Annotated in this window: 9 protein-coding genes; 4 read left to right on the top strand and 5 right to left on the bottom strand. The window is 56.2% G+C overall.

The genetic code is table 11. The annotated features are described in order from the left end of the window. The 4 genes from PMI28_RS08705 to PMI28_RS08720 form a co-directional block, all read right to left on the bottom strand. Nucleotides 1-633 (bottom strand): ABC transporter permease (locus PMI28_RS08705; RefSeq protein ID WP_007989391.1); only part of this gene is annotated, 633 nt, incomplete at its 3' end. Continuing rightward, nucleotides 630-1358 (bottom strand): ABC transporter permease, encoded by a 729-nt coding sequence (locus PMI28_RS08710; protein ID WP_007989390.1) that lies wholly within the window; start codon nucleotides 1356-1358, stop codon nucleotides 630-632. The genes PMI28_RS08710 and PMI28_RS08705, both read right to left, overlap by 4 nt. A gap of 55 nt (nucleotides 1359-1413) precedes the next feature. Beyond that, nucleotides 1414-2196, bottom strand: coding sequence for a transporter substrate-binding domain-containing protein (locus tag PMI28_RS08715; protein ID WP_007989389.1), 783 nt, complete (start codon nucleotides 2194-2196; stop codon nucleotides 1414-1416). Between the two features lie 369 nt (nucleotides 2197-2565). Next, the gene (locus PMI28_RS08720; RefSeq protein WP_007989388.1) at nucleotides 2566-3519 is read right to left on the bottom strand and encodes a LysR family transcriptional regulator; all 954 of its coding nucleotides are present in this window, start codon (nucleotides 3517-3519) and stop codon (nucleotides 2566-2568) included. A 132-nt stretch (nucleotides 3520-3651) separates the two neighbouring features. Between PMI28_RS08720 and PMI28_RS08725 the strand changes: the two genes are divergently transcribed. From PMI28_RS08725 to PMI28_RS08735, 3 genes are all read left to right on the top strand, one after another. Beyond that, nucleotides 3652-4821, top strand: coding sequence for a M20 aminoacylase family protein (locus PMI28_RS08725; RefSeq protein WP_007989387.1), 1170 nt, complete (start codon nucleotides 3652-3654; stop codon nucleotides 4819-4821). A 60-nt stretch (nucleotides 4822-4881) separates the two neighbouring features. Then, nucleotides 4882-5670 (top strand): ABC transporter substrate-binding protein, encoded by a 789-nt coding sequence (locus tag PMI28_RS08730; RefSeq protein WP_007989386.1) that lies wholly within the window; start codon nucleotides 4882-4884, stop codon nucleotides 5668-5670. A 429-nt stretch (nucleotides 5671-6099) separates the two neighbouring features. After that, entirely contained in the window at nucleotides 6100-6810 is a 711-nt protein-coding gene (locus PMI28_RS08735) for a response regulator (RefSeq protein WP_007989384.1), read from the top strand. 176 nt (nucleotides 6811-6986) lie between these two features. Here the strand turns inward: PMI28_RS08735 and PMI28_RS08740 are convergent, their stop codons facing one another. Continuing rightward, nucleotides 6987-8483 (bottom strand): histidine kinase, encoded by a 1497-nt coding sequence (locus PMI28_RS08740; protein ID WP_007989383.1) that lies wholly within the window; start codon nucleotides 8481-8483, stop codon nucleotides 6987-6989. A 72-nt stretch (nucleotides 8484-8555) separates the two neighbouring features. Between PMI28_RS08740 and PMI28_RS29840 the strand changes: the two genes are divergently transcribed. Beyond that, on the top strand, nucleotides 8556-8933 hold the full coding sequence (locus PMI28_RS29840) for a hypothetical protein (protein ID WP_007989381.1): 378 nt from the start codon (nucleotides 8556-8558) through the stop codon (nucleotides 8931-8933). Nucleotides 8934-9158: the final 225 nt, after the last annotated feature.

Genomic DNA, 9158 nt, shown 5'->3' with positions numbered 1-9158 from the left:
CAGGTAGATCAGCGCGGCAATGCCGAACGACTGGAAGGTCAGGAATGTCGCCGAGTTGGCGTCCCGCGCGACTTTCAGGATGTCCGGGATGGTCGCGGTGAAGGCCACGGTGGTCGAGTGCAGCATCAGAATCACTTCGTTGCTGTAGTACGGCAGCGAACGACGCAGGGCCGACGGCATGATCACGTAGGCATACAGCTTCCAGCCGGTCAGGCCGTAAGCCTTGGCGGCCTCGACTTCGCCGTGGTTCATGCTGCGAATGGCCCCGGCGAAGATCTCCGTGGTGTAGGCGCAAGTGTTCAGGGCAAAGGCCAGGATGGTGCAGTTCATCGCATCGCGAAAGAACGCATCCAGCACCGGCTGAGCCCGAATGGCGGCCAGGCTGTAAATGCCGGTGTAGCAGATCAGCAGCTGAATATACAGCGGCGTGCCGCGGAACAGATAGGTGTAGAACTGCACCGGCCAGCGCACCCAGGCATTGCTTGAGACCCGGGCAATCGACAGCGGGATCGACATCACGAAGCCAAAGAAGATCGAGGCGCTGAGCAGCCACAGGGTCATGGCCAGCCCGGTGATGTGATTGCCGTCCTGGAACAGGAAAGGTCTCCAGTATTCCTGTAGAAGTTCGATCATCGTACGGCCTCCCGGGAACCTGCGGCGTAGAAGATTTCCATCCGGCGCAAGACGTAGTTCGAAACGGTGGTGATCACCAGATAGATCAAGGCAGCCAGCATCAGGAAGAAGAACAGCTGATAGCTACTCTTGCCCGCGTCCTGGGCCACCTTGACCAGGTCGGCCAGGCCAATGATCGACACCAGGGCGGTGGCCTTGAGGATCACCATCCAGTTGTTACCGATGCCCGGCAGGGCAAAGCGCATCATTTGCGGGAACACCACGAGGCGAAAGCGCTGGGCACGGGTCAGGCCGTAGGCGGTAGCCGCTTCCATTTGTCCACGTGGCACGGCGAGGATGGCGCCGCGGAAGGTTTCGGTGAAATACGCCCCGTAGATGAAGCCCAGGGTAATGACACCGGCGCTGAACGGGTTGATCTCGATGTATTCCCATTCCATGAAGTCAGTCAACGAGGTCAGCCAGGTTTGCAGGCTGTAGAAAATCAACAGCATCAGCACCAGGTCCGGTACCCCGCGGATCAGCGTGGTGTAGGCCTGCGCAGGGACACGCAGCAGCGCCGATTTAGAAAGCTTGGCGCTGGCGCCGATCAGGCCCAGGCCAACGCTCACCAGCAAGCACAGAAAGGATAATTTGACGGTCATCCAGGAGCCTTGCAGCAACAGTGGGCCGAAGCCCTTGAGGCTGAAGCCCGACAGCCCGAGAATCTGCAATAGGTTTTCTAGCATTGTGCAGCCCTACGTCAATCAAAAAAGTGCCCATCCGGAGATGGGCGCAGGGTCATTATTTGCCGCTGTACAGATTCAGATCGCCAAAGTGCTTCTGTTGGACGGCCGCATAGGTGCCATTGTCGTGCAGCGCCTTGATACCTTTGTTCAACAAGGCCTGGAGCTCGGCGTTGCCTTTGGTCAGACCCACGGCGGTTTTGGCTGGCAGCAGCGGGTTTTCGACCGGCTCGCTGACCTGGAAGTCGACGCCTTGTGGCGACTTCAGAAAGCCCAGTTCGGCTTGCAGCATGTCCTGGATCGAGGCATCGAGACGTCCGGAGATCAGGTCGGCGTACACCTGGTCCTGGTTGGCGTAGGCCTGGGTTTTCACGCCGGCCTTGTCCAGCACGGCCTTGGCGTAGGCTTCCTGGATGGTGCCTTGCTCGTAGCCGACGGTCTTGCCCTTGAGGGAGGCCGGATCGTTGCCGACGGCCGCACCTTTCTTGAATACCAGTGCGGTCGGGCCAGAGAACAGCTCGCTCGAGAAGTCGATGGCTTTCTCACGCGCTGGCGTGACGGTCATGGACGAGATCACGCCGTCGAACTTGTTGGCCTTGAGGCCGGGAATCATGCCGTCGAAGTCGCTTTCGACCCACTTGCACTTGACCTTCAGTTCAGCGCAGATCGCGTTGCCCAAATCGATATCGAAGCCCACCAGGCTGCCATCGGCGGCCTTGGATTCGAATGGCGCATAAGAGGGATCGACGCCAAAACGCAACTCCTTGTACTCCTTGGCCAGCGCAGAACCGGCAGCCACACACAATGCCAATGCAGAAATGGTGAGAAATGCTTTTTTCATTGTTTTTATTCCTAAGGACCATCGAAAGCGCTTGTGCCGCAAGAGCGTGTGTACTGAACCTGAAGTGTCATATGCACACGCAGATACTTGTACAGACAAGCATATGCAATCACCCGGCCAATTCGTGGATCGGGCATTTGAGAAAGTGCATAAAGTGCTGTGCGATGGGCTTGGCAGGCAGGTGAGGGCAGGGAGTGGGGCAGCCCGTGAGGCTGTTACCGAAGCAGGTTTTTACCCCCGGATGGGGTATGCGGTAACAAAGTGTGAGATCAAGGGCGCCGACTTTGCTGGCTAAATCCTTGGTGATGATATCGGTGGAGTGTCAGCGCAGGCATTGGGTAGTCAGCCTGCTGAGCACGTTGCGTTTTCTCATTGCAATAGCCTCAAGGTTTCAAACAGTGCACGGTCTTCTTTTTTGGCTGATCGAGCGTGGCGTCGAATGACTTGCAACAGGCAGTCGGTGAAGCAATGCGCCGCATTGCTCAGCGCAACACTGCGACGTGTCACGATGCTCAATTGTCGAGGTTCGAACTGTTCGTTCAGGTTCAGGGAAACCAGGCGGCCAAGAAAGGGCGGGGCGATACTCACGATGGATGGCCCCCAAGTGCACATGTCGGCCCGCTCGACCATCATCTGCAAAATAGCCATTGAATGGGCCCGCACAATCCGGTTCTCGTCGATATGCGCGCCATGTTTCCAAAACAGCTCTTGCATCAATCCATCGTGCCCATCCGGTGCGTAGTTCAAGGTCCAGTTCTGCTCCAGCAGTTCATGGATCGAACGCGCGTGCTGTCGTGGGTGTCCCTCACGAACCAGCACTGATGCCTGGTATTCCAATAAGGTTTGGCAGGCAAATTCCTGGGTGGACTGCGCCGGGTGAAGCTGTCCAATCGCAAAGTCCATGCTGCCGTCACGCAGCAGTGGTTGGGCCACGGCCATCAGGCTTTCATACAGTTCCAATCGTATTTGTGGCATTCGCTCGCGAAAGGCCAAGATCACTTCGGGCAGAAATGTCAGGGCGATCCACGGCGTGATACCGACGCACAGTCTGCCCTGAGCCTTGCCACGCATGTGATCGAGTTCGGTTTGCGCGTGCTCCAACTGCTTGATCACCAGCCGCGCATGGGTCAGCAGAACTTTTCCATATTCAGTGAAGTTCAGGCCGGTGGGGGTTCGGTTAAACAGCGGTAGTTGCTGAGAAGTTTCCAGCTCCCGTAGCGCCTTGGTCACGGCTGCCTGGGAAATCTCCAGCGAACGCGCGGCGGCGCGGATACTGCCTGTTTCGGCGCTGGCAATCAGTGCTTGTAATTGATGCAGTTTCATCTGCTTACCCTTCAGACAACCCGTGGTTGTCATCATAACCAAACTGGGGCTCCCCAGCCCATGGTTCCGTCCCTAAGATCGATCCCGACAGCGCTTTCACAGGCGTCGCGTCCCAATCGAAGGAGAACAACAATGGATGCCGGCCACGTGCTGCCAGGTATTGCAGCGATAAAAGATGAAATGATCGCGTTACGTCACCGTATTCACGCGCACCCCGAGCTGGGCTTTGAGGAGTACGCCACCAGCCGGCAAGTCGCCGAGTGTCTGGTGCGCTGGGGTTATGAGGTCAGCACCGGCGTGGGCAAGACCGGGGTGGTCGCCACCCTGAAAAATGGCGAGGGGCGCTCCATCGGCCTGCGTGCCGATATGGATGCGTTGCCGATTCAGGAAGCCACTGGCTTGCCCTATGCCAGCCAAATTGACGGCGTCATGCACGCCTGCGGCCACGACGGTCACACGGCCATCCTGCTGACAGCCGCCCGGTATCTGGCGCAAACCCGGGCCTTCAACGGTACGCTTCAGCTGATTTTCCAACCGGCGGAAGAAGGCTTGGGCGGTGCCCGGAAAATGCTGGAGGAGGGGCTGCTCGAACGCTTTCCCTGTGATGCGGTTTTCGCGATGCATAACGTCCCCGGGTATCCCGTCGGGCATCTGGGTTTCTATAGCGGGCCATTCATGGCCTCGGCCGACACGGTGAACATCAGGATCATCGGCAAGGGCGGGCACGGCGCGGTGCCGCACAAGGCTGTCGACCCAGTGGTGGTTTGCGCATCGATCGTGATCGCCCTGCAAAGCATCGTGTCGCGCAATGTCAGCCCGCAGGACATGGCGATTATCACCGTAGGCTCGATTCATGCCGGTAGCGCCTCGAACGTCATCCCGTCCAGCGCCGACATGAGTCTGAGCGTACGTGCCCTGACGCCGGAGGTTCGCCGCTTGCTCGAAGTCAGGATCAACGAATTGGTCAACGCCCAGGCCGCCAGTTTTGGTGCCCAGGCACAGATCGATTATCAGCATTGTCATCCGGTGTTGATCAACGATCCGGAGTCAACCGCAATTGCCCGGGAAGTCGCACGGGACTGGCTGGGAGACGAGCGGTTGATCAACGACTTGCGCCCCTTCACCGCGAGTGAAGACTTTGCCTTCATCCTGGAGAAATGCCCCGGCAGCTATCTGGTGGTCGGCAATGGCGAGGGTGACAGCGGTTGCCTGCTGCACAACCCCGGCTATGACTTCAATGATGCCTGCCTGCCGATCGGGGCGAGTTATTGGGTCAAGTTGGTGGAAAGTTTTCTGCGTTGAGACGCCGCGCTGGCGAGCGTCTATCTGTACAAACATCATCTGCGACCTGAGAGGAAAATAATGAACAAGATCATTGCAGCGGTTTCACTGGTATTGCTGACGGCATCAAGCCTCGCGAGTGCGGCCGACTGGTCCGGCAAAGTCCTGAGACTGGGGGTGGACCCCACCTATCCACCGCTGGAGTACAAGAACCAGGATGGCACGCTGACCGGCTTCGGGGTCGATATCGCCGAAGCACTCTGTGCCGAAATACACGCCCGTTGCGTATGGGTCGAAAGCAGCTGGGACGGGATGATTCCGGCACTGCTGGCGCGCAAATTCGACGCGGTGGCCTCGTCGATGACGGTCACGCCAAAACGCCTGGAGCAGATTGCGTTCACCGACAAGGTCTCCAATGCGCCGGCGCGCCTGGTGGTCAGACGTGGGTCGGGATTGCAGCCGAGCATTGAATCGCTAAAGGGCAAACGCATCGGTGTGGAACATGGCTCGACCCAGGAAGCCTTCGCCAAAGCCGTGTGGGGCTCGAAGGGCGTGGAGGTGCTGTCTTATCAGAATCAGGATCAGGTCTACGCCGATCTGGTCGTGGGGCGGCTCGATGCCTCACTGCAGGGCTCCATCCAGGCCAGCTACGGATTTCTGAACACCGAGGCCGGCAAGGATTACGAGTTCTCGGGCGCGACCCTGGATGACCCGAAGTTTTTCGGCGTGGGTGACGGGATCGGCTTGCGCAAAAACGATGTGGAGTTGCGCGAGGACTTGAACAAGGCCCTGGCGACCATTCTCGCCAACGGTACCTACGAGCGAATCAACAAAAAGTACTTCGATTTCGACGTCTACGGCGCGAAGTAATTTCTGACCGGGCGCTCACCCGAGCGCTCTATCGCCTTCACCTCAGCCAATAAGAACAAGGAGAGTGAAATGTTTCTGGAAGGCTTTGGCCCGCAGATTCTGCTGGGCACCCTGGCCACAACCTATCGCCATAAATGGGGCATTTCACCCACCCAACCGGGCGTTTACCACCTATTTTGAGTAATAGTCCCACCTCACCCTTTCTCTCGATTGAATCACTCAGAAACAGCTTGTTAATTCATTTGAGCTTTTTCTTCGCCTTACGCTAATGGCTCATTTGTTGCACCACTCCCTGGAACCCGCAGCAGCAGTCGTCCCGAACATTATGGAGACGGCGGGGCTTGCCAGACTCGGCATGGCGCGAGGGGTGGAAAATGCAATGCGCGACACCACCATGCAGCTCCATCGCCTCTTTATGAGGAGCTTCCTATGAGTTCCATGATCAAGATTGGCATCGTCGATGATCACCCGCTGTTAAGGGATGGGGTCTCAATGGCGCTGAAGAAAATAGCTGACTTTCAGGTGGTCGGGCAGGGCGGGTCTGCCGATGATGCTCTGGAAATTGCCGCTCGTTTTGCCCCGAATGTTTTGCTGATGGATGTAAACATGCCGGGCGATAGCTTTGCTGCCGTGCGAGCGATCTCAGCTTCTTCGCCGGCAGTTAGGATTTTGATGCTGACGGTATCCGAGTCCATCGAGGACGCATATTCCGCCCTCGAAGCGGGCGCGCAGGGGTATGCGTTGAAAGGCATAAGCGGTCGTGAGCTTGTACAAGCCATCAGAAATGTTGACGCTGGTGAAACCTTCATTACACCTAGACTTGCCAGCAAGCTGTTAGGCAATTTCAGACAGTACGCGGGTGATAAGCAAAAGGTCGAGCTGACCCATCGCGAAGAACAAGTTATCCGGGAGGTATCGAAGGGCCTGACTAACCGCGAGGTGGCTATCAAGCTTGAGCTCTGTGAGAAGACTATCAAGCACTACATGACGAATGTCATGTACAAGCTACGCGTTCGTAACCGGACGCAGGCAGTCGCAGCAGTGAGACGGCATTGGGAAAGTGACCATATACCTGGCTTATGTGGTGCTCTTCAACGCCGCGACTTGAATGGCAACATTAAGCAAAATAACGGGACATAAGCGTTAATGCGATCTGTAGCAGCTGCCGAGCTTGCGAGGCGGCGTTCGGCGGCGAAGCAGTCGTAAAATCAGTCATTGCGGTACGTCAGGCAGACCGCGTCAGCTGGACTCACGACTGCTTCGCAGCCGAACGCAGCCTCGCGGGCTCGGCAGCTGCTACAAAGGGTGGCGGGTGATCAGATTTTGAACTGCGCCCTGGCTTTGGTTCCGCAATGGGGTGCCGATTCAATAATGAATATTCCGCCGAGGGATTCGACGCGATAGCGCATGCCGACAAGGCCCAGATGAGTTCTGCCTCGACCTGGCACACTCGGTTTCTCGGTTGAAATACCCACTCCCGCATCCTCGACTTGCACTTCCAGTAGCCCTTCGGAGTGCGAGGCGCTGAGTTTTTGGCCTTTCCCTCCGGCGTGAATATAGGCATTGTTCAATGCTTCCTGGGCGAAGCGGTAAATACAAATTTTATGCGCTATCGGTACATCGTCTGGAAGAGTATCAAGCTCCAGATCGACTCGTGTCTCGGTCCGCTCTTCGTGCCGCTCGGCAAGCAATACCAGCGCATCGTGCAGGGTCAGATCAGTAACTTCCGGAAGTGCCAGGCCCAGTGATATTTCCCGCACTTCGTTTAAAGCATCCTCGCCGGCACGTCTGATCATTTCGAGGACTTCCTCATCTGGGGCGCCTTTCGAATCCTCGAGCTCTTCAAGGCGAAGGAGGATAAGTGACAACAGCTGGGCAGGACCATCATGAAGATCCGCCCCGATCCGACGCAGAGTGAGTTCACTGATTCTGGAAAATTCGCGATTGGCTGTAGTGACTTTGCGCTGAAGGGCGGCATTATTTGAGTGCAACCTGGCTTGCTCATCCATTCGCCATTTAAGTGCTGTTTCATGCAGCTTTATTATCTTGTCGCCACGCCGAACGATAAAAAATAACAGCAAAATCATGGCCATTGTTGCTGCACCAACAATCGCCCAAACTTTCTTGCGAACGTTATTGATTTCGCGCTGTAACGCGTGCGCGGTTTCGTAAAACTCACCAACCGCAACAATCTTTCCAGTACCCGCTTCACGCAGTGGAGCAAAGATTTCATAGAGCGGAATATTCAGGCTTCGCTCAAAAGCATCCTCAGTATCCTCCTCAAGATCACTGTCCAGTTCTGTATAGATCTTGCCGGTCAACGCCTGCGAGATCTCCTCTGTCGGAAAATTTTTCTGGACCGCGGATTTGTTGGTGCTGTAGACAATCGTGCCGTCTGGCAGCCAGATCTTGACCGAGACAACATGTGCACTGAACGAGGTGCTGGAGAGCAGGTGGTCAATGGTCTGAATTGTTCCGCCGGGGAGTTCTTTGGCAGTGGTTAATCCTTGGACGAAAGGTTCGAGAAGGTTCGCCATATAACGCGCTCCCGCCTCTGCCGCCGTTTGCACCGTTGCATCTTCGATACTCTGGCTGACGAGGTTTCCAACGAACGTCATGGTCAAACCCAGAATTATTGTGGCGCAGATTACGAACTGGGTTGAGCGGCTTAAATGGCGCAGTTTTACACGGGGGCCCTGACTCCCGGGCACTCCGCCACCGGACGTTTGGCCTGCCTCTGATCCGACCAAGGTCTGATCCGATTCATCGACCAAGGTCGCAGAATTTGGTTGGGCTTTTGTCTCTGTACACATCCGGGCAGCACCTCAATACTCATTTTCAATGGAGTGTAGAGCTAGCGTTTGAGGTTGAAGGTGGGAGGCGCGATGAATAATTTAAAAAGATTCCCGATCCATCTGGATAATCGCTATTTCCGGCAACAACAGCCGGGGGTTATTACCAATGGTGTGGTCGGCCATTCGCGCTCTGTACTGTCACTTTACGGCCATACAAACCAGGATGGAAACGTCTGCACGCTTGGCATTCAACATACTAGTCAATTAGTACTCGATGCCAGCTTTCTCATGGATAAACGGCTTGTTGACGAAGCCGCATGGACGCAGAACCGTGCCATCACCCCTCAGGAAATCCCGGTATATGGCGACTTTCACGAGCCTATTCCGGGCAATGACTCTGATCGCTGGATATGTGGCATCTGTGAAAAGCCCCCTATGCCCGAGACAGCATCATGTACAGATGCATAGAGCCCCGATTCGTGAAGGGGCCTTTTGTAAGTTGCACCTTCTATTCAACCTGCGTTCATGGGCCGTCGCCTCCTTGAGGCGCAATACCAGCCTGTAGATACGGTTGTCATGGGGAATTGATCCTCAGTTGAGCATTGCTGATTGCACGCAATTCAGTGAGGGCTCAGTGCGGCCGTCGTACCAGGTCCCGTCGTTCAATTTTCGATTTTTGTTTATGGGGTCCAG

Source organism: Pseudomonas sp. GM48 (genome assembly GCF_000282335.1).
Classification (GTDB): domain Bacteria; phylum Pseudomonadota; class Gammaproteobacteria; order Pseudomonadales; family Pseudomonadaceae; genus Aquipseudomonas.
This window is presented reverse-complemented; position numbering and strand designations above follow the sequence as displayed.